This window comes from Nocardia sputi, from assembly GCF_023501985.1.
This window is the reverse complement of sequence record NZ_JAMFLC010000001.1, coordinates 156,484-179,070: the sequence shown is the minus strand read 5'-3', so window position 1 is coordinate 179,070 and position 22,587 is coordinate 156,484. Positions and strand designations below refer to the sequence as shown.

25 protein-coding genes and 2 tRNA genes are annotated in these 22,587 nt (G+C 68.9%); 18 read left to right on the top strand and 9 right to left on the bottom strand.

All coding sequences use genetic code 11. The features are described from left to right. Positions 1-4 precede the first annotated feature (4 nt). A complete protein-coding gene (locus tag M8859_RS00920; RefSeq protein ID WP_159919688.1) occupies positions 5-448 on the bottom strand; it encodes a hypothetical protein in 444 nt (147 codons plus the stop codon). A gap of 148 nt (positions 449-596) precedes the next feature. Between M8859_RS00920 and dapA the strand changes: the two genes are divergently transcribed. Then, positions 597-1,502 (top strand): 4-hydroxy-tetrahydrodipicolinate synthase, encoded by a 906-nt coding sequence (gene dapA / locus M8859_RS00915; RefSeq protein WP_159919686.1) that lies wholly within the window; start codon positions 597-599, stop codon positions 1,500-1,502. Further along, positions 1,502-3,502: a ribonuclease J gene (locus M8859_RS00910; RefSeq protein ID WP_249643601.1), complete on the top strand. Its 2,001-nt coding sequence runs from the start codon at positions 1,502-1,504 to the stop codon at positions 3,500-3,502. The genes dapA and M8859_RS00910 overlap by 1 nt, the downstream gene beginning before the upstream one ends. 61 nt (positions 3,503-3,563) lie before the next feature. Here the strand turns inward: M8859_RS00910 and M8859_RS00905 are convergent, their stop codons facing one another. Continuing rightward, a complete protein-coding gene (locus tag M8859_RS00905; protein WP_159919682.1) occupies positions 3,564-4,121 on the bottom strand; it encodes a WKL family lipoprotein in 558 nt (185 codons plus the stop codon). Positions 4,122-4,150: 29 nt separating this feature from the next. Beyond that, positions 4,151-4,531 carry a DUF4189 domain-containing protein gene (locus tag M8859_RS00900; protein WP_159919680.1) on the bottom strand — a complete coding sequence of 127 codons (381 nt, stop codon included), beginning with the start codon at positions 4,529-4,531 and terminating at the stop codon, positions 4,151-4,153. A gap of 424 nt (positions 4,532-4,955) precedes the next feature. Here M8859_RS00900 and M8859_RS00895 point away from each other — a divergent pair, with 424 nt between their 5' ends. Together M8859_RS00895 and M8859_RS00890 are read left to right on the top strand one after the other, a co-directional pair. After that, positions 4,956-5,579 carry a TIGR03085 family metal-binding protein gene (locus M8859_RS00895; protein WP_159919678.1) on the top strand — a complete coding sequence of 208 codons (624 nt, stop codon included), beginning with the start codon at positions 4,956-4,958 and terminating at the stop codon, positions 5,577-5,579. 248 nt (positions 5,580-5,827) lie between these two features. Continuing rightward, positions 5,828-8,419: a DNA translocase FtsK gene (locus M8859_RS00890; protein WP_195070504.1), complete on the top strand. Its 2,592-nt coding sequence runs from the start codon at positions 5,828-5,830 to the stop codon at positions 8,417-8,419. Between the two features lie 6 nt (positions 8,420-8,425). On the opposite strand, the gene M8859_RS00885 is transcribed toward M8859_RS00890, so the two are convergent. Together M8859_RS00885 and M8859_RS00880 are read right to left on the bottom strand one after the other, a co-directional pair. Then, positions 8,426-8,502: transfer RNA gene (locus M8859_RS00885), tRNA-Leu, on the bottom strand. A gap of 28 nt (positions 8,503-8,530) precedes the next feature. Beyond that, positions 8,531-8,603, bottom strand: a tRNA-OTHER gene (locus M8859_RS00880). Positions 8,604-9,131: 528 nt separating this feature from the next. Between M8859_RS00880 and M8859_RS00875 the strand changes: the two genes are divergently transcribed. Beyond that, positions 9,132-10,112: a TerC family protein gene (locus M8859_RS00875; RefSeq protein WP_159919674.1), complete on the top strand. Its 981-nt coding sequence runs from the start codon at positions 9,132-9,134 to the stop codon at positions 10,110-10,112. Here M8859_RS00875 and M8859_RS00870 read toward each other — a convergent pair. Both M8859_RS00870 and M8859_RS00865 read right to left on the bottom strand, forming a co-directional pair. Next, positions 10,109-10,405: a YciI family protein gene (locus M8859_RS00870; RefSeq protein ID WP_195070505.1), complete on the bottom strand. Its 297-nt coding sequence runs from the start codon at positions 10,403-10,405 to the stop codon at positions 10,109-10,111. The two genes, M8859_RS00875 and M8859_RS00870, sit on opposite strands and share 4 nt — an antisense overlap. Positions 10,406-10,431: 26 nt before the next feature. After that, positions 10,432-10,998, bottom strand: a complete 567-nt coding sequence (locus M8859_RS00865) for an amino-acid N-acetyltransferase (protein ID WP_223512957.1) — start codon at positions 10,996-10,998, stop codon at positions 10,432-10,434. Positions 10,999-11,140: 142 nt separating this feature from the next. On the opposite strand from M8859_RS00865, the gene pgsA reads away from it, so the two are divergent. The 5 genes from pgsA to pspM all read left to right on the top strand — a co-directional run bounded on the left by pgsA (position 11,141) and on the right by pspM (position 14,954). After that, positions 11,141-11,794 carry a CDP-diacylglycerol--glycerol-3-phosphate 3-phosphatidyltransferase gene (pgsA, locus tag M8859_RS00860; RefSeq protein WP_159919670.1) on the top strand — a complete coding sequence of 218 codons (654 nt, stop codon included), beginning with the start codon at positions 11,141-11,143 and terminating at the stop codon, positions 11,792-11,794. Further along, the gene (locus tag M8859_RS00855) at positions 11,791-12,318 is read left to right on the top strand and encodes a CinA family protein (protein WP_159919668.1); all 528 of its coding nucleotides are present in this window, start codon (positions 11,791-11,793) and stop codon (positions 12,316-12,318) included. Before pgsA ends, M8859_RS00855 begins: the two co-directional genes overlap by 4 nt. A 110-nt stretch (positions 12,319-12,428) precedes the next feature. After that, positions 12,429-12,893 carry a helix-turn-helix domain-containing protein gene (locus tag M8859_RS00850; RefSeq protein ID WP_159919666.1) on the top strand — a complete coding sequence of 155 codons (465 nt, stop codon included), beginning with the start codon at positions 12,429-12,431 and terminating at the stop codon, positions 12,891-12,893. 199 nt (positions 12,894-13,092) lie between these two features. Further along, positions 13,093-13,914 (top strand): phage shock protein PspA, encoded by an 822-nt coding sequence (pspA, locus tag M8859_RS00845; RefSeq protein WP_159919664.1) that lies wholly within the window; start codon positions 13,093-13,095, stop codon positions 13,912-13,914. Positions 13,915-14,063: 149 nt separating this feature from the next. Continuing rightward, the gene (pspM, locus tag M8859_RS00840; protein WP_236565241.1) at positions 14,064-14,954 is read left to right on the top strand and encodes a phage shock envelope stress response protein PspM; all 891 of its coding nucleotides are present in this window, start codon (positions 14,064-14,066) and stop codon (positions 14,952-14,954) included. An 11-nt stretch (positions 14,955-14,965) separates the two neighbouring features. Here pspM and M8859_RS00835 read toward each other — a convergent pair whose 3' ends face one another. Then, positions 14,966-15,166: a hypothetical protein gene (locus tag M8859_RS00835; RefSeq protein WP_159919662.1), complete on the bottom strand. Its 201-nt coding sequence runs from the start codon at positions 15,164-15,166 to the stop codon at positions 14,966-14,968. Positions 15,167-15,415: 249 nt separating this feature from the next. Here M8859_RS00835 and M8859_RS00830 point away from each other — a divergent pair, with 249 nt between their 5' ends. From M8859_RS00830 to M8859_RS00795, 8 genes are all read left to right on the top strand, one after another. Beyond that, complete coding sequence (locus M8859_RS00830) at positions 15,416-16,933, top strand: bifunctional phosphatase PAP2/diacylglycerol kinase family protein (protein ID WP_195070506.1); 1,518 nt, start codon at positions 15,416-15,418, stop codon at positions 16,931-16,933. Between the two features lie 160 nt (positions 16,934-17,093). Beyond that, positions 17,094-17,261, top strand: coding sequence for a hypothetical protein (locus M8859_RS00825; RefSeq protein WP_159919658.1), 168 nt, complete (start codon positions 17,094-17,096; stop codon positions 17,259-17,261). Between the two features lie 81 nt (positions 17,262-17,342). Beyond that, on the top strand, positions 17,343-17,972 hold the full coding sequence (locus M8859_RS00820; protein WP_159919656.1) for a PRC-barrel domain-containing protein: 630 nt from the start codon (positions 17,343-17,345) through the stop codon (positions 17,970-17,972). A 359-nt stretch (positions 17,973-18,331) separates the two neighbouring features. Next, the gene (locus M8859_RS00815; RefSeq protein ID WP_195070507.1) at positions 18,332-18,505 is read left to right on the top strand and encodes a hypothetical protein; all 174 of its coding nucleotides are present in this window, start codon (positions 18,332-18,334) and stop codon (positions 18,503-18,505) included. Between the two features lie 61 nt (positions 18,506-18,566). Next, positions 18,567-19,277, top strand: coding sequence for a PIG-L deacetylase family protein (locus M8859_RS00810; RefSeq protein ID WP_159919654.1), 711 nt, complete (start codon positions 18,567-18,569; stop codon positions 19,275-19,277). Positions 19,278-19,344: 67 nt separating this feature from the next. After that, positions 19,345-20,502, top strand: coding sequence for a glycosyltransferase (locus tag M8859_RS00805; RefSeq protein ID WP_159919652.1), 1,158 nt, complete (start codon positions 19,345-19,347; stop codon positions 20,500-20,502). Between the two features lie 61 nt (positions 20,503-20,563). Next, entirely contained in the window at positions 20,564-20,758 is a 195-nt protein-coding gene (locus M8859_RS00800) for a DUF3046 domain-containing protein (protein WP_159919650.1), read from the top strand. Further along, positions 20,755-21,999 (top strand): APH(3') family aminoglycoside O-phosphotransferase, encoded by a 1,245-nt coding sequence (locus M8859_RS00795; protein WP_249643600.1) that lies wholly within the window; start codon positions 20,755-20,757, stop codon positions 21,997-21,999. The genes M8859_RS00800 and M8859_RS00795 overlap by 4 nt, the downstream gene beginning before the upstream one ends. A 2-nt stretch (positions 22,000-22,001) precedes the next feature. Here M8859_RS00795 and M8859_RS00790 read toward each other — a convergent pair whose 3' ends face one another. Then, the gene (locus M8859_RS00790) at positions 22,002-22,517 is read right to left on the bottom strand and encodes a CGNR zinc finger domain-containing protein (protein WP_159919649.1); all 516 of its coding nucleotides are present in this window, start codon (positions 22,515-22,517) and stop codon (positions 22,002-22,004) included. Positions 22,518-22,587 lie beyond the last annotated feature (70 nt).

The window sequence follows — 22,587 nt, the reverse complement described above, 5'->3', positions numbered from 1 at the left end:
TGAGTCAGATGTCGCGTTTGGGCCCGTACCCGCGCATCTGGTCGCGCAGCGCTCCGTGGACGGCGCTCGACAGCCACGAGTTGAGGGACTGACCGCTCTGTGCGGCAGCCTCTTCCGCGCGTGCCTTCATCTGCTCTACCAGCCGCAGCGTGACCCTGCTGATGTCTCCGGTCATCTCCTCGAAGGTGGGTGGCTCGTCGCCCTCCGTGCTCTTGCGCACATCGATGGAAGCCTCCGTGCCGTCCACCGACACGTGCACCGCGCGGTCGCCGAGTGCCGCACTGACCTCGGCGGCGAGGTCCGACAGGGCCGTGAGCAGGACCATGCGGGCGGACGCCTCCGTCGCCGCTGCCAGGGCGGCCGCCGTGGCCTGGGTCTTCTCGTCGCCCAGCGCCGCGGCGGCGATCAGGCTCTCGCGCAGCTGGCTGGTGTACTTGTTCAAGTCCATGACATCAGTGTGACGTCATTTATGATGTCCAGCAAGAAACGGTATGGCATCACCGCGCCGTCATCGCGAGACATTCGCGTCTTTGTTGCGGCTTGATCGCCGACGACGGTGTCGAGGGCGTGTCCCGGACCGGGTAGCCTTTCTGACCATGACGAACGGTGAATCGACGCCAACGGAGCTGCGTGCGTCCGGCACGGTAGGTGTCGCGATGGTGACCCCCTTCAGTGCCGACGGCAAGCTCGACGTCGATGCCGGGGTCGCGCTCGCGGCCCGCCTGGTCGACCGCGGTGTCGACCTGCTCGCGATCTCGGGAACCACTGGTGAATCGCCGACCACCACCGAATCGGAGAAGGCCGATCTGCTGCGCGCCGTCGTCGACGCCGTGGGCAAGAGCGCGACCGTGATCGCGGGTGCGGGCACCTACGACACCGCCCACTCGGTCGAACTGGCGCGCAACGCGCAGCGGGCGGGTGCACACGGTTTGCTCGTGGTGACGCCGTACTATTCCCGGCCCTCCCAGGAGGGGCTGATCGCCCATTTCACCGCCGTCGCCGACGCCACCGACCTGCCGGTCACCCTCTATGACATCCCGGGGCGGTCGGTGGTGCCGATCGCCAGCGACACCGTCCGCAAGCTCGCCGAACATCCGCGCATCGTCGCGGTCAAGGACGCCAAGGGTGACCTGAACATGGGCGCCGAACTCATCGCCAGCACCGGCCTGGCGTTCTATTCCGGTGACGACGCGCTCAACCTGCCCTGGCTGTCGGTGGGCGCGACCGGATTCATCAGTGTGATCGGACATCTCGTCCCCGAACGGCTGCGCGCGCTGCTGGAGGCTTATACGGCGGGGGAGGTGGTGCGCGCCCGGGAGATCAACGTCACCTTGCTGCCGCTGCACTCGGCGATGGCCAGGCTGGGCGGTGTCGCGATGAGCAAGGGCGGATTGCGGTTGCTCGGCGTGGAGGTCGGGGAGCCGCGGCTGCCGCAGCTGATGCCGACGGGTGAGCAGTTGGAGTCGCTTGCCGCGGACCTGCGAGCGGTGGGAGTGCTGTGATGAGCGAGTCCCTATCCCGTCGCCGCCGCAGCGCTTCCCGCCCCGCGGGAGCGCCCGCCCCGTCCGCGCCGGTCGAGCGGGTGACGCCGCCCGCGCCGTCGGAATCCGTAGCGATGCCCGAGCCCGCGCTCGACGTGGCGACGGTGGACGAGGCCGCCAAGGCCGCCGATGCCGTCGTGCGTACCGAGCAGCCCGCGCCCGCGCGGGCGCGCCAGGAGACCCGGGGCCAGGGTGCGGCGACCCGGCGACCGAGCCGTGGACGTGCGCAGTCCAGCCCGCGGCGCGGCGAAGAGCCCCCGCCGCAGGCGGATCCGATCGCCGCGCACGACCGTCTCGGCGCCCCGCCTGCCCTGCCCGAGAACGGCCTGCGTGTGTTCGCCCTCGGCGGCATCGGCGAAATCGGCCGCAACATGACGGTTTTCGAGTACGGCGGCAAATTGCTGATCGTCGACTGCGGCGTCCTGTTCCCGGAGGACCAGCAGCCCGGTGTCGACCTGATCCTGCCGGACTTCCGTCCCATCGAGGACCGGATGGACGACGTCGTCGCCGTCGTGCTGACCCACGGCCACGAGGACCACATCGGCGCGGTGCCCTTCCTGCTGCGGCTGCGGCCCGACATCCCGGTCGTCGGCTCGAAGTTCACCCTCGCGCTGGTGGCCGCGAAGTGCCGGGAACACCGCCTGCACCCGAAGCTGGTCGAGGTGATCGAGGGGCAGCACACCACGCACGGCCCGTTCGGCTGCGAGTACTTCGCGGTCAACCACTCCATCCCCGACGCGCTCGCCGTCGCCATCCGCACGCCCGCGGGCGTCGCCTTGCACACCGGTGACATCAAGCTCGACCAGCTTCCGCTGGACGGGCGGCTCACCGACCTGGCCGGATTCTCGCGGCTCGGCGACGAGGGCGTCGACCTGTTCCTGGTGGATTCCACCAACGCCGAGGTTCCCGGCTTCGTCACGCCGGAGCGCGAGATCGGCGGGGTGCTGGACTCGGTCATCGGCAAGGCGAGCGGACGGGTCATCGTCGCGTCCTTCGCCAGTCACGTGCACCGCATCCAGCAGGTCGTCGACGTGGCCCAGAAGTACGGGCGGCGGATCTGTTTCGTCGGCCGCTCGATGGTCCGTAATATGCAGATCGCCCAGGATCTGGGCTATCTCACCGTGCCGGAGGGCGTGGTCGTCGACCTCGATGTCGCCGCGACCCTGCCCAGCCACCGCCTGGTGCTGATCTCCACGGGTTCGCAGGGCGAGCCGCTGTCCGCGCTGTCGCGGATGGCGCGCGGCGACCACCGGCAGATCAACATCCGCCCGGACGACCTGGTGGTGCTGGCTTCCTCGCTCATCCCCGGCAACGAGAACTCGGTGTACGCGGTCGTCAACGGCCTGGCTCGGCTCGGCGCCACGGTGATCACCCAGCAGAACGCCAAGGTGCACGTCTCCGGGCACGCCTCGGCGGGCGAGCTGCTGTACCTGTACAACGCGGTGCGGCCGACCAACGCCATGCCGGTGCACGGCGAGTGGCGCCATCTGCGCGCGAACGCCGCACTGGCGGTGGCGACGGGCGTGCCGCAGGAGCGGGTGGTGCTCGCCGAGGACGGAGTGGTGGTCGACTTGGTCGACGGCATCGCCTCGGTCGTCGGCCGGGTGCCGGTCGGCCATGTGTACGTCGACGGGCTATCGGTGGGCGACGTCGGGGAGTCCACACTGTCGGACCGGCTGGTTCTCGGCGAGGGCGGTTTCATCGCGATCACCGTCGCCATCGACGAGACCACCGGCAAGGCGGTGAGCACCCCTGAGCTCAGCGGACGCGGCTTCTCCGACGATCCGACCGCACTGCTCGACGCGTCGGAGCTGGTGGAAGCCGAACTGCTGCGGCTGGCGGGCGAAGGTGTCACCGACACCCACCGGATCGCGCAGGGCGTGCGCCGCGTGGTCGGTCGATGGGTGGCCGAGAAGTATCGCCGTCGCCCGATGATCGTGCCGACCGTCATCGGCGTCTGACCTCCGGAACGACGAAAGCGCCGGACAGCTCAGCTGTCCGGCGCTTTTCACGCGGGCGCGGTCACTCCTGGCAGGCCGCGGACTCGATCTTCGCGCTCTTGACGATGTTGCAGGCGAAGGTGTGGTCGACCTTCCACTGGCCGCCCTCGGAGACGAACTGGATGAACGCGTCGTCCACCGGGGTGCCGTCGATGGTGACCTTGGCGTCGGCCTTGAGCTTGCCGTCCTTCGGGTCGCCCACGTTGGTGACCTCGACGGCGACCTTCTGCTTCTTCGCGGCGTCGACGAGGTTGGCGACGAGGTAGGGATCCTGCTCGGCGGCCTGGATCCAGCTGATCTTCTCCTCGTTGGGCACGTTCGGGTCGAAAGCCTTCTGCAACCGCTCGTTCAGCTGCTGCACGGAGGGCTTGGCCAGTGCGGGCGAGGACGGGGTGGTCGGTGCGGAACCGGCCTCCTTGTCACCCTTGTCCGAGCCGCCCTCCAACTCACCAGCGGCGTGGGTGGGATTGGCGCTGGTGCTCTGGGACGAGGAGTCGTCGCCCGAGGCGCAGGCGCTCAGCGAGCAGGCCACTGCGGTGAGGACGACGGCCACGGTGGTCCGGAAAGTGCGGTGCTTCACGATGTTTCCTTCGTCTGTAATTCCGGGCATCAGCCGTGGTTGGACGTGCAGTTCCAGTGCACGATGTAGGCGTCGGAATCGTTGCGCCGCAGCGCTTGGCTCTGCGCGGCGCGCCGCGACGACGCGTACCCCCAGCTCCAGGTGCCGGTGCCACTGGAGTACGCCACGGCGCCGCAGCCGTTGCGGAACCAGACCACCGACTGGCAGTCGGCGGCGCTGCAGGAGCTCACGGCGCGCTGCTGCGCGGCGGCCGAGGTCGGGTAGTCGTAGGAGTACCCGATCAGACCGGTGGAGGTGGACAGCGCGATCGCGCCGTAATTGTTGGTGTAGGCGTGCGCGGTGGGCGCGCTGACAGCCAGCGCGGAACCGACCGCCGCGAGCGCGGCTACACCGGTAGCAAACTTCTTCACGGAGGATTTGCCCCTTCTTGTCATGAGGTCCACGACCCGATGGACCGAGTGACAAGGTACAGAGCCCACCCTCATTGCGCTAGCCGGAGATTTCCCGGTGTGAGGAGTCCCGACCGCCGTGGTATGGATACGCGCCTGCCGGGCGCATCGGCGTAGAGCCCAGTGTGGTGCACGGTCACACCGCCCGCAACTCGGATACCGGACTTTCTCCGCTCGTGTGCGCGGTTGGTGTGCGCGGTGAAACTTGGTGTGCGGCAACGTCATCGCACTCCAGGCGCGGCGAAATCGCGGTGCGGCGCAACGGCGGCATCGAAAACGACGTCGCGCTGTCGTGAACGGTTCTCCGGGTGGCGTCGTGGTCGCGGTGGCCGCGGGCAGTCGCGTCATCCGGCAGTGCGGCCGGGTGGTCGGTATTTTCGGGGGTGTGACTATGGCACAGCGAGAACGCAGGGGACTCGTCGAGGCGATGGAGGCCGTGGGGCCGGACGCGCGGACGCTCTGCGGCGCGTGGACGGTGCGGGATCTGGCCGCGCATGTGGTGGTTCGCGAACGGCGGCTCGATGCCGCGCCGGGCATCATGTTGAAGCCGTTCGCCGGGTATCTCGACCGGGTGCAGGCGAAGGCGGCGAGCAAGCCGTTTCCCGAGTTGCTGGACCAGATCCGCACCGGTCCGCCGTGGTGGTCGCCGTTGCGGCCGGTCGATGCGGTTGTCAACCTGTCCGAGATGTTCGTCCACCACGAGGACGTGCGCCGCGCCGAACCGGGTTGGCAGCCGCGCGATCTGCCCGCCGCCGATGAGGATCGACTGTGGTCGATGCTGCGCAAGACGGCCAAGATGGCCTACCGCAAGGCGCCGGTCACGGTCGAGCTCGTGACGCCCGACGGCAGGCGCACGGTGGCGCGATCCGCCTCCGGCGACGTCGTCACGCTGACCGGCAAGCCCTCGGAACTGGTGCTGCATGCCTTCGGTCGGGATGAAGTCCGGTTGGAGACCACCGGATCGCCCGAAGCCGTACGGGCGGTGCTCGAGACGGACCGATCGGTCTGATTCGTGCGACGTGTCGCGGGTTCGTCCGGATCCTCGGCCGTGAGTTCCCCGCCGGACCGGAGACGAGCCCGGGACTTCGGCCGTGGATCCGCCACGGAGCCGTGCTGTCCGCGACCGCTCATCCGGCGAACCGCCAGGGCTTTTCACGGTGCTGAACGTCCCCGCGACGGCGCCCGAGGCGCACGGAGGCGGAACGCAACCAGTGTTGCGGATGGTCCGGATGGGGCGATTGCGGCTAGCCTGGGACCATGGCAGGTAAGTCCCGCAGCACCACGACGAGTCGGGCGCGGGCGGGATCGGCGCGGGGGAGGACCACCACGGCACGCTCTCGCGCGGCCACGCCCCGCGCGGCGACCCCTCGAACGACCGCGGCGCCCCGCAGGCGCCCCGCCCCGGCCCGGCGTCCGGTGCGCCGCACCTCGAACACGGCGCCACTGGCCGTCATCGGACGCGGCATCAGCAGCGGCTGGACCATGCTGGCCCGGGGGCTGGGTGCGACCACACGCACGCTGAGCCGGGCCGGGGAGATCGAACACGGCCATCGGCGCGACGGTGCCGCGCTGGCCCTGATCGCGGTGAGCGCCGTGATCGCGGCGGCGGTGTGGTTGTCGGCCGGCGGGCCGGTGGGCCACTGGGTCGAGGACGTGATCCGCGCGATCTCCGGATCGGCCTCGGCCGGATTGCCGTTCGTCGCCTCGGGCATCGCCGTCGTCCTGATGCGCACGGAACCGCGCCCCGAGATCCGGCCGCGACTGGTGCTCGGCGGCCTGCTGATCGGTCTGCCGATTCTCGGTCTGTGGCACATCGCGGCCGGCGCTCCCACCGACGCGCACGGACGTTCCCGCGCGGCGGGTTTCGTCGGCTTCGTGACCGGCGGGCCGCTGACCAACGGCCTCACCGCCTGGCTGTCTGTCCCGATCCTGTTGTTGGCCATCGTCTTCGGCGGGTTGCTGGTGACCGGAACCACCGTGCGCGAGGTGCCCGCCAAGCTGCGTCGATACTTCGGCACCGAGAACGGTGGCGACGAATACGGCGAATTCGACGGCGACTACCGGGACTACGATCCGGCCGGTTTCGACGCCGACGGCTTCCCGGTGCGCCGCGGCGCCAAGCGGCGCGGTCGCACGCCCGCGGAGAACTACCCGCCCGACGAGTTCGGCGACCCCGACGCCGTCACCGAGGCGATCGGCGAACCCCCGCTGCGGGACGCCAAGCCGATCGCGGTGGAGGAGTCCGCGCCGAAACCGAAACCGAAGAAGCAGCGTCCCGCCGCGGTCGTGGAGGATCAGACGCCACCGCCGCCGAAGCAACTGGAGTTCGTTACCGACCGCGAAGTCGAAGGCGACTACACCCTGCCACCGCTGTCGTTGCTGACCGACGGGGATCCGCCCAAGAAACGCAGTGCCGCCAACGAATCGATGATCGAGGCGATCACCGAGGTGCTGGTGCAGTTCAAGATCGACGCCGCGGTGACCGGTTTCGTCCGCGGCCCGACGGTCACGCGCTACGAGGTCGAACTCGGGCCGGGGGTGAAAGTCGAGAAGATCACCGCACTGGCGCGCAACATCGCCTACGCCGTGGCGACGGAGAACGTCCGGCTGCTCGCGCCGATCCCCGGCAAGTCCGCCGTCGGCATCGAGGTGCCGAACGCCGACCGCGAGCTGGTCCGGCTGGCCGACGTGCTCAAGGCGCCCAGCACCCGCAACGACCACCATCCGCTGGTGATCGGCCTGGGCAAGAACATCGAGGGCGAGTTCGTCTCGGCGAATCTGGCCAAGATGCCGCACCTGCTGGTGGCGGGCTCGACCGGTTCGGGTAAGTCGAGCTTCGTCAACTCGATGCTGGTGTCGCTGTTGCAGCGGGCGACGCCGGACGAGGTCCGGATGATCCTGATCGACCCGAAAATGGTGGAATTGACCCCCTACGAGGGCATACCGCACCTGATCACACCCATCATCACCCAGCCGAAGAAGGCGGCGGCCGCGCTGGCCTGGCTGGTCGAGGAGATGGAGCAGCGCTATCAGGACATGCAGGCCAACAAGGTGCGCCACATCGACGACTTCAACAAGAAGGTGAAGTCGGGAGCGATCACCGCCCCGCTGGGCAGCGAACGGGTGTACCGGCCCTACCCGTACATCCTGGCCATCGTCGACGAGTTGGCCGATCTCATGATGACCGCTCCGCGGGACGTGGAAGACGCCATCGTCCGCATCACCCAGAAGGCCCGCGCGGCAGGCATCCATCTGGTGCTGGCCACCCAACGGCCGTCGGTGGACGTGGTGACCGGTTTGATCAAGACGAATGTCCCCTCCCGGCTGGCCTTCGCCACCTCGTCGCTGACCGATTCCCGGGTCATCCTCGACCAGCCCGGCGCGGAGAAGCTGATCGGCATGGGCGACGGGTTGTTCCTGCCGATGGGCGCGGGCAAGCCGACTCGGCTGCAAGGCGCGTTCATCAGCGACGAGGAGATCCACGGCGTCGTCGATTTCGCCAAGAACCAGGCCGAGCCGGAATACCAAGAGGGCGTCACCGCCGCGAAGGCCGGGGAGAAGAAGGACGTCGACCCCGATATCGGCGATGATCTCGACGTTTTCCTGCAAGCGGTGGAACTGGTGGTCACCTCGCAGTTCGGGTCCACCTCCATGCTGCAGCGCAAGCTGCGCGTCGGCTTCGCCAAAGCGGGACGGCTGATGGATCTCATGGAGACCCGCGGCGTCGTCGGCCCGAGTGAGGGCTCCAAGGCGCGCGACGTGCTCGTGAAACCCGATGAGCTGGAAGGGCTGCTGTGGTCGATCCGCGGCGGCGGCGATGAGGGTGACTCGGCCGGGCCGCAGGAGTGATCGGGCTGGTTCCCTCGGCGAGATTCGAACTCGCATCTCCCGGAATCTAGGTCCGGCGCCTCTACCTGTTGGGCTACGAGGGAGCGGTCGCGGTGCGACCTGGAGACTCGGCACGGACGGAGGGAGTCGAACCCCGGCCAACGATTTTGCCAGACCGCCGCTCTACCGACTGAGCTACGTCCGTCTGCACGACAAAAGGGTCACCCCTCGGCGATTCGCCGCGGAGTGACCCTTGGTGCACGGGTCTGCGAAAGACACGTTCAGGGGCGGCTCCGCGCGCTCATCCGCCAATGGGAGACGGACGAGACCGATAGCACAACGCGGGCTCGCGAGGGCCGGGCATCACTCGGCGACATCAGCCGCCGTGTCGTCCCGGTCATCGGTGTCGCCTTCCTGTGGTCCGATCTTCGCCGGTTCAAAAACTAACACCGGACTCCGGCGTTGGGAACCGCTTTTCGGTCGACGACGACCCTACCTCCTTCAGTACTTCCGCGCCCGCAAGGCGTCGCTCGGGAGCCGGTGGGTCAGGCGAACTCGCCGCGCATCCGTCCCGCTTCGCGCCGCTTGGCGCTCACGGTGGGCGACTGTGGCCCGAAACGTCGACTGAACGGATGTGGAATTATGGGCGGCAATCACCCCGCTACTGAAGAGCAACGGACATTTCCGGCATTATGGACATCATGATGATCTTCGCTTCCGATCGGCACGCCGCATGCACGTAACCGCACTCGAATGGACGATCACCATCGTCGTGATCCTCGGACTGTTCGTCTTCGACTTCTTCGCACACGTCCGCACCCCGCACGAGCCGACGTTCCGGGAGTCCGGCTTCTGGTCCGCGGTCTACATCGGGCTGGCGCTGCTCTTCGGCGGCGTCGTCGCCTGGCAGTGGGGCTCGACCTACGCGGGGGAGTACTACGCGGGCTTCGTCACCGAGAAGGCGCTCTCGGTGGACAACCTGTTCGTCTTCCTGATCATCATGTCCACCTTCGCGGTGCCGCGGATCTACCAGCAGAAGGTGCTGCTGATCGGCATCGTGCTCGCTTTGGTGATGCGGGGTGCGTTCATCGCCGTCGGCGCGGCCGCGATCAGTGCCTTCAGCTGGGTGTTCTACCTGTTCGGGCTCTTTCTCATCTACACAGCGGTCAAGCTGATGCGCGAGAGCGGCCACGAAGTCGAAGTCGAGGAGAAACGCGACAGCCGGATCGTCGCGCTGGCCAAGCGCGTGCTGCCGACCACCGACGAATACGACGGCGACAAGCTGGTGACCAAGATCGACGGGCGCCGTGCGGTGACGCCGCTGTTGCTGGCCTTGCTGGCGATCGGGTTCGCCGACCTGCTCTTCGCGCTGGACTCCATCCCGGCCATCTACGGCCTCACCGAGCAGCCGTACCTGGTCTTCACTGCCAACGCCTTCGCGCTCATGGGCCTGCGCCAGCTGTACTTCCTGATCGGCGGGCTGCTCGACCGGCTGGTCTACCTGTCCTACGGGCTGGCGGCGATTCTCGCGTTCATCGGCGTGAAGCTGGTGCTGCACGCCTTGCACGAGAACACGCTGCCGTTCGTCAACGGCGGCGAGCACGTCGCGGTCCCGGAGATCTCCACGCCGGTGTCGCTGGGCGTCATCCTGGCGATTCTGGTCGTCGCGACGGTCGCCAGCCTGCTGCGCACGCGCGCCCGAGCGGACCGTTAGCCGCTGGAGGAGGACGCGAAGGCGCCGAAAACCGGGGCCCATTCGACGGCGCGCACGTCGTCGATGAGACTCTCCCGGGCGAACGGATCCCGCGCGAGCAGGTCCTTCAGGCGGCCCGCGTCCTCCGCGCGGAAGATCAGCAGCGCTCCGGAGCCGTCCGGGTACGGACCGCTGCTGAGCAGGACGCCGGACTCGAGCAGACCGGCCAGCCAGGCCCGGTGCTCAGGACGGTGGACGTCCCGGTCTGCGGCCGTGGCTTCGGAGTAGACGTAGTGGACGGCGAAGATCGGCACGGGTATCGCTTCCTGTGGGGACGGATTCAAAGCGTCAGCAGCATCCGAGTATTGCCGAGGGTGTTGGGCTTCACATAGCTCAGATCGAGGAACTCGGCCACGCCGGTGTCGTAGGAGCGGCACATCTCGGCGTACACCTCCGCGGTGACCGGCGTGCCGTCGATCTCGACGAACCCGTGCCTGCCGAAGAACTCCACCTCGAAGGTCAGCACGAACAGCCGCTGCAACTCGAGTTCACGGGCCACCGTGATCAGCCGCTGCACGATGAGCTTGCCCACACCGGTGCCCTTGACGTCGGGGTGCACCGCGACCGTGCGCACCTCGCCGAGGTCGGCCCACAGCACGTGCAGCGCGCCGCAGCCGACGACGCGCCCGTCCAGTTCGGCGACCCAGAACTCCTGCACCGCCTCGTAGAGGGTGACCAGGTTCTTTTCCAGCAGGATCCGGCCTGCGTAGACGTCGATGAGGTGCTTGATCTCGGGCACGTCGGAGGTGCGCGCGCGTCGGACCACCGGGACGGAGTTCCGCGCGGCCGAAGCCGCGCCCGGGTACGCGTCGCTTGTCGAACCACCTAGTGGTCCCCGAGAGGTCATGGGGTGCACAGTAGTCGGCCCGGCTACCGATAGTCTGAACGTGTGCCGCAGATCCGCTCGTTCAGCTCACCGCGTCGCGCCGGTCGGCGCGGCGGGATGACGAGGCGGTCGTGACGCAGCCGGCCGCAGGTGAGGCGGAGGCATGAGCGTGCAACCCGACGAGACGGACCGCCCCTGGAGCGCGCCCGCCCCGGTCCGGCCGGGTTTCGCCCAGGCCGAGACCGAAGCGCCGCTGCTGAACATCGCGAATGTGCTCACCATGCTGCGCATCGCGATCGTGCCGCTGTTCGTCGTCGCCTTGTTCGTCGGCGACGGTCACGAGACCGGCTGGCGGATCACCGCCGCCGCGCTGTTCGGTGTGGCCGCGATCACCGACCGATTCGACGGGCAACTGGCTCGCAAATACGGCCTGGTGACCGATTTCGGCAAACTGGCCGACCCCATCGCGGACAAGGCGCTGATCGGGTCGGCGGTGATCGGGCTGTCGGTGCTCGGTGATCTGGCCTGGTGGATCACGGTGGTGATCTGCGGCCGCGAGATCGGCGTGACGCTGCTGCGGCTGCTGGTGGTGCGGCGCGGCGTGATTCCCGCCGGGCGCGGCGGCAAGCTCAAGACGCTGGTCCAATCGCTGGCGATCGCCATGCTGCTGCTGCCGCTGTCGGGTTGGGTCGGCGAGATCGGTATGGCCCTGATGTACCTGGCGGTGCTGCTGACCGTGGTGACCGGGCTGGACTACGTCGGCCAGGCGGCCAGGGTGTGGTTCGCGGGCGGACCGGGGCGGGCGCGCGGCCTATGAGTGATCCACTGGTCGCCGCCGTACCCGCCACCGATCTCGTCCGTGCGCTGGTGACCGTGCGGCAGACCGTGGCCACCGCCGAATCGCTGACCGCCGGACTCCTCGCCGCGACCATCGCCGGGGTTCCCGGCGCCAGCGCCGTGCTGCGCGGCGGTCTGGTGGTGTACGCCACCGATCTCAAGCACAGCCTCGCCGGCGTCGACGCGGCGGTGCTCGCCGCCGAAGGCCCGGTGGCCGCCGGCACCGCCGAACAACTGGCCGTCGGCGCCCGCACACGATGCGGCGCGGACTGGGGTGTGGGGCTGACCGGCGTGGCAGGCCCCGATTCGCAGGACGGTCATCCGGTCGGCACGGTCTTCCTCGGGCTGGCCGGCCCCGGGCATTCCGAGGTGATGCGGTTGAAACTCCCCGGCGACCGGTGGACGATCAGAATTGGTGCGACGCACACGGCGGTGTCGGAATTGCTGCGGTGTGTGCGGGAGGCGGGCACGGGCCCGGCCGACCGCGTCGGGCGCAGCGGCTGAGGAGTCCAGGGCGGGAACCACTGCCCCGGCTCCGACGTTGTGCCAGAAAGAACGGCATGCGTGGGGTCGAGAATCGCGTCGGCCCGGCGACCGGAGCGAAGGAGAACGAGATGACGCTGCTGCGAGAGGCGATCGGGGACAGTTTGCGGCGTGCGCGTCTCGCCCAGAACCGGACCTTGCGCGAGGTGTCGACGTCGGCGCGGGTGAGCTTGGGCTATCTCTCCGAAGTCGAGCGCGGTCGCAAGGAGGCCTCCAGCGAATTGCTGGCCGCCATCTGCGAAGCGCTGGACGTGCCCCTGTCGCGGGTTCTGTGGGATGTGAGCACGATCATGGCGGGGGCCGACGGACCGGCGGCAGCCGCGCCGGTGGACGAGGCGGCGCCGGCGCCCGCCGCTGCCGAGTCCGAGCAGACAGCCGCCGAGCCCGCGGCGCAGGCCGAACCCGCGCTGGCTCCGACGTCGGCGAGTATGTCGGCCGCCGACCCGGCCACCCGGCCGCTGCCGCTGGCGGAGGACACCCGGATCGTCATCCCCGCTCCGCGATCGGACATGTTGGTCCTGGTGAAGGGCGTGTGACGCACGACGGAACATGGCCACGGCGGCAACGCTGCGGCCCGGCGCGAAAAGCGGATAGATTCTCTGTAGGCGTCGGTTGGGTCGGGTTCGCCCGGCCCAGGTGCCACATGGTGGAGGATAGGCACATATCGAGTGCGTGACGGTCGCGCACTGGAGTCGCGCCGAAGCGCGGCATGTCAGATGGAGGCGGGATCAATCGATGGCTAATCCGTTCGTCAAGGCCTGGAAATACCTGATGGCCCTCTTCGACGCGAAGATCGAGGAGCACGCGGATCCGAAGGTCCAGATTCAGCAGGCTATCGAGGAAGCCCAGCGGCAACACCAGGCCCTTTCACAGCAGGCCGCGTCGGTCATCGGCAACCAGCGTCAACTGGAGATGAAGCTGAACCGGCAGCTGGACGAGGTCGAGAAGCTCAACGCCAATACACGCCAAGCCGTCCTACTGGCCGATCAGGCCACCGCGGCGGGCGACACGGAGAAGGCGATCCAGTACACCAATGCCGCCGAGGCGTTCGCCGCGCAGTTGGTCACCGCCGAGCAATCCATCGAGGACCTGAAGGTCTTGCACGACCAGTCGCTGCAGGCGGCCGCCCAGGCGAAGAAGGCCGTGGAGCAGAACGCGATGCTGTTGCAGCAGAAGGTCGCCGAGCGCACCAAGCTGCTCAGCCAGCTGGAGCAGGCCAAGATGCAGGAGCAGGTCTCCGCCTCGCTGCAGCAGATGGATTCGACGCTGTCGGCGCCGGGCAGCACACCGAGCCTGGACGCGGTACGCGAGAAGATCGAGCGCCGCTACGCCAACGCGCTCGGCTCCGCCGAACTCGCACAGAACTCGGTGCAGGGCCGGATGCTCGAGGTGCAGCAGGCCAGCATTCAGATGGCCGGACACAGCAAGTTGGAGCAGATCCGCGCGTCCATGCGGGGAGACCAGTTGCCCGCCGGTGGCGCCCAGCCCGCCATCAACCCGGCTCAGGCCAATGCGGCCCAGCCGCAGATGGACAAGGGACAGGCCGCACAGCAGTAGTCTCGAGCACAGTTCGGCGGCACGTGTCGGTGGGGGCTGGTTCACTGGAACACAAGGCGTGAGGACCCGACCGGCCGGCCGTCGGCCGAGTCGGGCAGTCGAGTTCCGGGCCTCCGCCTGTCCGATGTGCAACCGGTGGGAGAGAAGGTATGAGCGGCAGTGCATTTCGCGAGCGACAGCTCGACACGCGGCGCCTGCGCGGATCCGCGATGATCCGGGCACAGGCCGCGCTCGCGCCCCAGCCGGGCAGCCTGCCGGACAGCATTCGCGAAGTCGGTGAGAACGCACTCGTCGCCGTGCGACGCTGGGCCGATCCACGGGAGCGCGAGCTGCGTCGTCGCCGCAGGGTCCGCCGCCGCAGCTTTCAGCTGGGCACCGTGTCCGGCCTGACCACGGCGGGAACCGTTGGCCTTGTCGTGCTTTCGGCGCCGGTGTGGGCGGTGGTCATGGTCGGCGGCGGCGCGGTCGCGCTGGTGACCGGTGCGGCACTGAGCACCCGCCGTTATCTGCGTCTGCGGGGCGCGCCGCTGCCGCAAGCGGCGTTCATTCCGCGGAAACAGCCACCGCTGTGGTCGAACGCCCGGCCGCCGATCGCACGCCTGGTTCGTGCGGAAAAGGCATTGCACGGGATGGGCGTTCAGATCGCGCGTTCGCACCGGCTGCCGCCGGAGGAGTTGGCCGACCTGCTCGAAACGGCCGCCTCGGGAGCGGCGGCGCTGCACGCCCTCGCCACCGACATCACGGCGATGGAACAGGGCCTCGGCGCGATCGGGAGCGCGGATTCGCCGGCGGCGGTGGCGCTCACCGAGAATCTGCGACTGACCCTGGCCAGGCTCGATGCGGGCGTGGTGGAGTACGAGCAGGTCGTGGCCGCGGCGGGCCGGATTCTCGCGGTGGCGGAGAACACCGTGGTGCGGCACAACTTCGACACCATCGTGGCGGATCTGCGTGACGCCTCCGACCGGCTGGACGGCTGGGCCCAAGCTCTCACCGAGGTGGCCGACAAATCGGTGCCCGCGTTCCCGCGGCCACCGATCTGATCTGATCCTCTTCAGCTCGGCCGGTCCCGACGACGAAGTTCTTCGGCTCTGGCGCGCAACGCCGCGCCGACCAATTCGCGGCTCTCGGCCATGAGGTCGAGCACCTCCCATGACGCTTTGCGGGCGGCGGAGCCGACGATCCCCGCGATCGCCGATCCGTGCCGTCGTGCCGCGGCCGCGAGTTCCTGTGCCAACTCGTTCGTGCTTTCCATCGAATCCCGGCCGTTATGTGACATTCAGTGCATGACTGTGTGCTGATTGGGGTGTCTGCATCGTTCGGTCATCCCTTCCCTGTTGCCGCTCAACGACACTGTGCGTTGGAGATCAGAGTACATCCGTGCACTGAAAACGCGGGTGATCCGGTGGCGGTGACGCCGATGCGCCCGCCGACGCCTCGGCGCGCGCGGGCACAGCCGTCGGTCGCCCTGACTCGACGCCCGAGCTGTCGGTAGGCTGCGGCGATGCGGTTTCTGACGACGCGCAGGCGCAAGGGTGGGTCGGTCGGCGGCACGAACAGCCTGGATCGCTGGCTGGTCGACCGCAGCGCGCGTGTTCGGGCGACCCCGGCCGACCGGGTGCTGAAGGCGTTGAGCACCGCGGCCGACAAGAACCGCTTGTGGATCGCGCTCGGTGCGCTGCTGTTCGTCGCCGGAGACCGCTCGACCCGCCGCGGCGCGGTGCGGGGGCTGCTGGCGCTGAGCATTGCCAGCAGTGTGGCCAACGGCGTGGCCAAGCCGTTGTTTCCCCGCCGCCGTCCGCCGGACGAATCCGTCCCCTTCGTGCGCAGGCTGGTCGCTCCGCCGGTCTCCTCGTCGTTCCCCTCCGGACATTCGGCCTCCGCGGCCGCGTTCGCGGCGGGCTTGGCGCTGGAATCTCCCGCGGCGGCCGCCGCGGTGGCCCCGGTCGCCGCCGCGGTGGGGTACTCGCGTGTGCACATCGGCGTGCACTGGCCATCCGACGTGATCGCGGGCGCGCTGTTCGGCGGCGCGGTCGCGCTGGTCACCCGGCGGTGGTGGGCGGTGCGCGACGACGCACCGGCAGCCCTCGGCCCGGTAGACCACATCGATCCACTGCCGGATGGCGCCGGACTGCTGCTGATCGGCAATCCGCACGCCGGGTCCGGTGACGGCGACAATGCCCTCGCCACCCTGCGTGATCGGCTGCCTGCCGCCGAGGTGCTCGAGCTCGGCGGCGGCGACGACGTCGAGGCGCGGATCGACCAACTCCTGCGGCGCGACGACATCGTCGCCCTCGGCGTCGTCGGCGGCGACGGAACCGTGTCGACCGTTGCCGAGTACGCGGTACGACACCGGCTGCCGCTGGCCGTCTTCGCGGGCGGCACCCTGAACCACTTCGCCAGAGACGCCGGGGTGGAAGACCCCGGCGTGACCTTCGCCGGGCTGGAAGCGGGCGAAGCGGTCCGCGTCGACGTGGCGGAGGTGTGTTTCGACGACGCCGAGCAGCGAATCTTCGTCAACACCGCCAGTCTCGGCGGTTACCCCGATTTCGTGCGCGTTCGCGAGCGCTGGGAGCGCCGGATCGGTAAATGGCCCGCGGCGGGAATCGCCATGGTGCGTGTGCTGTTCCGCGCTCAGCCCCTGCACGTCACCATCGACGACACGCGTTGCGCGCTGTGGATGCTGTTCGTCGGCAACGGCAGCTATCACCCCGCCGACCAGATCCCGATGTCGCGCCCGCAGTTGCGCGGCGGTGCTCTCGACGTCCGCTATCTGCGCGCGGATGTCCGGTTCTCCCGGCTGCGGCTGGTCTTCGCGACGTTCACCGGCACGCTGGCGTATTCACCCACCTATCGGCATCGCCGCGTCTCCCGGGTGGAGGTGCGGGTGGACGGGCGGCCGGTCTCGTTGGCCACCGACGGTGAGGTCGACCATCGTGGCAAGGATTTCCGGTTCATCAGCAGGCCATCGGCACTGGTGCTGCTCAGGCGCGGTCGGCACGAAGGCTCAGCCGAGAGGTAGCTATTCGGTAGCTGTATGACTAGTTATAGGTCGGCTAGTGGGTGAAATGCCGACTGATGCTCGTTTGACAGCGGAGTATGTGGGTAGTTGCCAATCTGTAGCTGATTACTTCCGACCTCGGATGGGGCCGGGAACATGCACTACAGGGCAGGAGCACGTCATGCTTGATGTTTCCTACCGTCGATCGCTGCTCGACCAGGACACGCAGCGGCTGGATGTCAGCCGGTACCTGACGTGTGAAACCGCCGAGGACCCGGTGCGGCTTGCGCGCAGGACGCAGCGCGTCGCCGCAGGTCCCGACGCCACCGATCCACTCACAAGCGATTGAAACCCCTTTTTCTCAGCACGCGCGGTGGACAGCCGTGTTCCGTCGGCCTGCGCATCGCACGGACGAACTGCGGAGGAACCCATGACTGAAATGCTGGAAACGCTCATCGGCAGCTCGGTGTACGGCCCCGAAGGCGAGAAGATCGGCAAGGTCAAACGGGTCTACGTCGACAACAGTTCCGGATCGCCGACCTGGATCGCGGTGTCCACCGGTCTGTTCAGCGCCGACGCCTTGGTCCCGCTGGCCGGCGCCGAGCATCGCCCGGAGTCGGCCACGCTGCAGGTGCGGGTCGGGAAGGACGCGGTGAAGTCCTCGCCGCAGCTGGACCACAACGGGCAGATCAGTCCGCAAGCCGAGCAGGAACTGTTCGATCACTATCAGATCGACCCGGAGCACGCCGCGTGGGACGTCTACGGCAGGCAGCCGGTGCCCCAGCCGCGGCAAGCCCGTCCGGCGATGACCCGCCCGCCGGAGGAGCGAACCAGGGAGCAGGGTGATGCCGCTACCGCGCGGAGGCAGTCGTATCTGGGCAGCGAGGAAGAGACGCTGCGGATGCCGCCCGCAGGCGACCGGTCGGGCGTGGGAAGGGAGCCGGTGGTCGACTCCTATGCCGTCGACACGGCCGATCTCGGTATGCGGGATCCGGACGGCATGCCGCAGGAGGATCCCCTGACCGAAGAGCTATCGGACCCCGAGCGCCGAAGGGGCTGATCGGGCTGACCCGGCCGTGGGACCGGCTCGTCATCGACAATGGTGTGCGCGGCCGTCGACGCGCACACCATTGTCGTACGTCCGGGTCGGCCGACCGACGTGCCGGACGTCCCTGCCGTCCGGCATCCGTGACCGCAGCCGTCCGAGAAGCGAGAACCCCGGTTCTCGGGTACGCGTAGGCCGATTGCCGCGACGTCGGCGGACGAGGGATCGGGGAAACCCCGATCACCGCCCGGCGGATGGGCGGCGGAGGTCGGGGTGAACCCTGATTTCCGCCCCGATTTCCCTTCTCACCTGCTGATGCATGCTCGTCCGAATGTCATGCTCGATGCGGAAACGTACTCGTGGGAGGCATCGGAATGTTGTGGAAGATCATCGGCATCGTCGCGGTCGTCTGGATCGCGCTGGCCGTCATCGGCGCGTTGCTCGAGGGGTTGTTCCCCATCTTGGTCATCAGTGCCATCGTGTTCGGGTTGTACTTGCTGTACAAGGCGGTGTCGGGCTCCGACGACTCGACGGTGAGCAAGTTGTAGCGACGCCGGGCCTCGGCCGTCGCACCGTCGTCGCGCGCGGGCGATGTTTGAATGATCTCTTGTGGAGCGAATTCCCGAAGATTGGCAGCGCGGCTTGGTGATCGTCGCGCACCCCGACGACATCGAATACGGCGCCGCCGCGGCTGTCGCCCGTTGGACCCGGCAGGGCAAGGACATCCGCTACGTGCTGGTCACCAGCGGTGAAGCCGGTATCGCCGGATTGCGGCCCGCCCTCGCCGGCCCACTGCGTGAGGCAGAGGAAATCGCGGCGGCCGAGGTGGTGGGCGTGCGGGAGGTGGAGTTCCTGGGTTATCCGGACGGTCGCGTCGAGGAGAGCCTGGCGCTGCGCCGCGACTTGGCTGCCGCGATCCGCAGGCATCAACCGGAGATGGTGGTGCTGTTCAACTTCGGCGACGTCTGGGCTCCCGGCTACGCCAACAGCGCCGACCATCGTGCGGTCGGCCGGGCTGCCCTGGATGCCGTCTCGGACGCGGGCAATGAGTGGATCTTCCCGGAGATCGCCGAATGGAAGCCGTGGTCGGCGCGGTGGGCGGCGGTCGTGGGGCCGGTCGCCACCCATGCCGTGGACGTCACCGACACCGTCGAGCAGGCCGTCGCCTCGCTGGCCGAACACCGCCGCTACCTCGAGGCACTCGGCCCAGAGCCGGTCGTCGACCAGGCGCGCGCCGTCGTAGACCAGGCGACCGCCCCCAAGGACGGATTCCCCGCCGAGCGCGCCGTCGGATTCGAGCTGTTCTTCTTCTCCGATTGACCCGCGGGCCGAACCCGCGTCGATGCGGGTGCGGCTTGCGCCCCCCGGTGTGTGGCAGGCTAGGCGGATGCGAATAGCCGTAGTCGCAGGGCCCGATCCCGGCCACGCGTTTCCCGCTATCGCGTTGTGCTTGCGATTCCTGGCGGCCGGTGACGAGCCGGTCCTGTTCACTGGCCCGCGCTGGTTCGACGCCGCGCTGGCCGCCGGAATCGGGGTGCGCAGACTCAAGGGCCTGGCGCCGCGACCGGTGGACGACGACGCCGACGCCGGGCAGCGCATCCACGAGCGGGCCGCGCACATCTCCACCGAGATCCTTCCCGAACTGAGCGCCATGCTGCCCGAACTGGTGATCTCCGACGTGCTGACCGCGGGCGGCGGGATGGCCGCGGAGCGGCTCGGCGTGCCGTGGGTGGAGCTGTCCCCGCATCCGTTGTACCTGCCGTCGAAGGGATTGCCGCCCATCGGGAGCGGACTCGCTCCGGGTGTTGGCCTGCGCGGACGGATGCGCGATGAGATTTTGCGCGGTATGACCGCGCGAGCCCTCCGGAACGGGCGTCGCCAGCGCGAGCGGGCCCGCGAGAGTGTCGGTTTACCGCCTGCCGACCCAGGCCCCGCCGCGCGCTTGATCGCCACCCTGCCCGCGCTCGAGGTACCGCGTCCGGACTGGCCGGAATCCACCCACGTGATCGGTCCGCTGCTGTGGGAGCCGACCGAGGCGATCCTGGACCTTCCGCCCGGAGACGGACCGCTGGTCATGGTCGCCCCCTCCACCGCGCACACCGGCGTGGCGGGCATGGCCGAGACGGTCCTCGAGGCTTTGGAGGGCACCGGTGTCCGCGTGGCGATTTCGATGCTGGACGCGCCGCCCGCCGATCTTCCCCCATGGGCGACGGCGGGGCTGGGGCGCCAAGACGAGCTGCTGACCCATGCCCGCGTGGTCGTGGGCGGCGGCGGCCACGGCCTGCTCGCCAAGACGCTGTCCGCGGGCGTCCCGATCGTGACGGTTCCCGGCGGCGGCGACCAGTGGGAACTGGCCAATCGCGCGGCCCGCCAGGGCAGTTCGCTCGTCGTCCGGCCACTGTCGCCCGCCGCTGTGCGCGCCGCGGTCCAAGAGATCCTCACCGACCCCGCCTACACCGCGGCTGCCCGGGAGGCCGCCGCCGCGACGGACTTCCCCGACCCCGTGGCCCTGTGCCACCAGGTCCGCCATGCCGTTCACCCCTGACCGGCGGGCCCGGGTGTGCCACTGACCTGGGAACGCGCGTCATGGGAGTAAGTTCGGGACGGTGCGGTTGACCGAGTTTCAGGAACTGTTGCACACCGAGTTCGGTGTGGCCCGGGGCGACGCCCTGCTGACCGACCATGTGATCCTCGCGCTGGGCGGGCGCACCGGCGCCGACGCCATCGAGGCCGGGATCGATCCGCGCGACGTCTGGCGCGCGTTGTGCGCCGAATTCGACGTGCCCAGGGTGCGCTGGTGAGCGCCCCCGGGCAGGTGGAGCGGGACGAGCCGCTGTACCGGTTCGACGAGCGGCAGCGGATGATCCCGCACGATCCGCAACGCCTGGCCGCCCGGGTGGCGCAGGCCCGGCCCCACGACTTCGCGAGCTTCCGGCAGACCGGTATCGAACTGATGCTGCTCGGTCGCTACGACGACGCGTTGGATCATCTCGATCGCGCGCTGGAATTGGTGGACACCGAGCCGCGCCGGATCAGCGTGTGGATCAACCTGGGCGATGTGTACCGCTACCGCGGCGATGCGGACACGGCCGAGACGTTGTACCGGCGCGCCGTGGAACACGCGCGGGTGGCCGCTCCTGAGGTGCTCTCGTCCGCGGTGCAGCACCTGGGCAAGGCGCTCGCCGAGCGGAATCAACTGGCCGAGGCGCACGCGCTGCTGGCCGAGGCGATGCGATTGCGCGTCGCCGAAGGCGATCCCGAGGAGATCGAAGCCACCCGCGCCGCTCTGGACACGCTCGGCGAGCTGCCGATCCCGTTGCCGCCCACTGTCACCGCGCTGCTCGGTGAGTCACCGAGCTGGTCGGACGACCACGAGGGCATGAGTGGTGGGGTGGTTTTCGTCTCCGGCGCCTACTGGCTCAAACGCGGCCCCAAGGCGGTCGCCGAGTACGAGCGACTGACCTGGTTGCGCGGCAGGGGAATCGATCTGCCCGAGGTCGCGGCATTCGAGGACGACGTGCTGGTGCTCGCGGACGCGGGCGCTCCCAGCCTGGCCGCGCGAGCCCGCTCAGAGGGCGCGTACGCGGCCTCGATCGGCACCGTCATGGGTGCGATACTGCGTCGGCTGCACAGCATTCCGGTGACCGAGTGCCCGTTCGACGGAGGCCTCGACGTCGTGCTGGCGCAGGCTCGCCGCAACGTCGTGGAAGGTCTCGTCGACGCGGACGATTTCGACGACGACAACGCCGGATCCACCCCGGCGGATGTCCTCGCGCGGTTGCGGGCTCAGCGCCCCGAGCAAGGGGATCCGGTGGTTGCGCACGGTGATTTCACTCCGCCGAACGTGCTGGAGAACGGGATCCTCCTCGATGTCGGCGCGCTCGGCGTCGCCGACCGCTACCGCGATCTGGCGCTGGCGGTCCGCGATCTGCGCGCGGACTTCGGCGAAGCGGAGGTTTCCGCCTTCTTCACGGCCTACGGCCTGGCCGACCCGGACGAAAGTCGCCTGGAGTACTACCGGCTGCTCGACGAATTGTTCTGAACTCAGGTCTTCCGCGCGTAGTGGCGGGCCGCTTTGGTGCGGTTGCCGCAGGTGGCCATCGAGTGCCAGCGGCGCGTCCCGTTCTTCGAAGTGTCGTAGAAGAACAGCACGCACTCCGGGTGCGCGCACTGACGGATCCGATCGGGCGCGGTGCGCAGCAGTTCCAGCAGGTTGTCGGCTGCCAGCCAGGCGGGCAGCCAAGCCCGCTGTGGGACGTCCGCCAGATCGGCGGGCCCGGACTCGGTGAGCGCGCGGCGGATCCGGCCGTGTTCCAGCACCTCGTTGAGCCCCTCGTGCGCGGCGTGCACGACCACGTCGTAGATGGCCGAGCGCGCGACCAGCACCGCGTTCAAGGTGGCCGAGTCGGCGCTCGCGCGATCGGTGAGGCCCGCCGACGCCAGCCAGACGCGCAGGCCGGACACATCGGTGAGCAGGTCTTGCGGGCCGTGCTCCATCCATCTCGTGTTCAGCAGATCGAGCGCCAGGGGTTCACCGAGGTGGGGGCGTGGATCGGGCATGCCCGAGGGTATCGAGTGCGCATCCTCGCCCACGGCGGCCACCTCCCGTTTAACTAGTCAAATCAAGTTT